The organism is Mesorhizobium sp. M7A.F.Ca.CA.002.09.1.1, assembly GCF_003998555.1.
GTDB classification, from domain to species: domain Bacteria; phylum Pseudomonadota; class Alphaproteobacteria; order Rhizobiales; family Rhizobiaceae; genus Mesorhizobium; species Mesorhizobium ciceri.
Window position 1 is genome coordinate 1 of record NZ_RZRR01001143.1, and the last position, 1,462, is coordinate 1,462.

Sequence of the window (1,462 nt, forward strand, 5' to 3'; positions counted from 1 at the left end):
GGCCGAACTGCATATCCATCCGCGCGGCACCGACGGACGCGAAAGCCTGGCAGCCGTCGACGCCACGGTGCTGGCGGTGCGCCGGACCTGCCCGGGAACACTGGTTGGCGTGTCGACCGGCGCCTGGACCGAGAACGACGTCGAGCGGACCCGAGCGGCGATCGCCGGCTGGCGAGACCTGCCTGACTATGCTTCGGTCAACCTGTCCGAACCGGATGCGCCCGCCGTGATGGAGTTGCTGCGCCAGCGTGGTGTAGGCATCGAGGCGGGGCTAGCCGTCGTCGCCGATGCCGAGCGCTTCGTAGCGCTTCCTGGCCACAACCAGGTGCTGCGCATTCTGATCGAGATCGATATCCCCGACCTGTCCGCTGCACTCGATGAAGCGCATGGCATCGCCGCCGTACTCGAGCGCGCCGGGGTAGGGCGGCCGATCCTGCTGCATGGCGTCGACACGACTGTCTGGCCCCTCGTCGAGCTTGCGCATCGCCAGCGCTGGTCGACACGGGTCGGTCTGGAAGACGGCAAGACGCTCGCCGATGGCAAGACAGCCAAGGACAATGCGGAAATCGTCGCTGCCGCCGTGGCGATCTTTCGCGGTGCGCCCGTCGTTGCCTCATAGGCAAGCGGCTTGACGTCTCCGTGCGTGCGAAGGTCTCACGACAAAGGTCGTCGCTCTCCGGCATCCAGCAACCATTGCCGCACGGCTTGCGTCGGCTCGGGGTGGCGCTGTTTTCTCGGCATCACGACATAAAAATCCTGCGTGCCGCGCATTTCGCCGCTGACGGGCTGAACCAGACGGCCGGCGGCGAGGTCGGCGGCGACGAGAAAGCGGCTGGCCAGCGCAATGCCCTGGCCGGCCACCGCCGCGTCGATGGCGAGGCCGGTCTGGTTGAAGCGCATGCGTTTGAGTTCGGTCGTCATCTTCAGGCCGACGGCCTTTTCCATGAATTCCGGCCACAGATTGTGGGCATCGTGCAGCAGTACGTGGTGCTGGATTGCGGAGGCCGCGATCTCGATCGCGCCGGCCGGCAGCAGGGCCGGGCTGCACACGGCGACGATCTGCTGGGGAAACAGCAGGTCGACGACCAGCCCGGCGCCGAAGGGTGGGCGGCCCTGCCTGACCGCGATGTCGACGCCATCGGCCTGGAAGCTCGACAGGCTTTCGCTGGCCAGTACGCGCAGGTCGACCAGCGGGTGGTGCGCGACGAAGTCGTGCAGTCTCGGGATAAGCCATTTGGTGGCGAAGCTCGGCGTCACGCTGATCGTCAGCCGCGCCGGCTCGGGACGAAGCAGCAGCGTCGCCTCCGAGATCAGGTCGAAGGCGCGGCGGATGTTGGGGACATAGGCGCGGCCCTCATCGGTCAGCGCCAGGCCGCGCGGCAGCCGCTCGAACAGCTTCGTGCCGAGATCGGCCTCCAGCCCGCGAATGTGCTGGGCGACCGCCCCTTGCGTGACGTTGAGC

General features: G+C 67.5%; 2 protein-coding genes. One reads left to right on the top strand and one right to left on the bottom strand.

Features of this window, described 5'->3' with window-relative positions; all coding sequences use genetic code 11:
* Window positions 1-619, top strand: a 619-nt coding sequence (locus EN994_RS31120; protein ID WP_127308132.1) for a 3-keto-5-aminohexanoate cleavage protein, incomplete at its 5' end; no start/stop codon positions are given.
* A 35-nt stretch (window positions 620-654) separates the two neighbouring features.
* Here the strand turns inward: EN994_RS31120 and EN994_RS31125 are convergent.
* Window positions 655-1,462 (bottom strand): LysR substrate-binding domain-containing protein (locus EN994_RS31125; protein ID WP_127308133.1); only part of this gene is annotated, 808 nt, incomplete at its 5' end.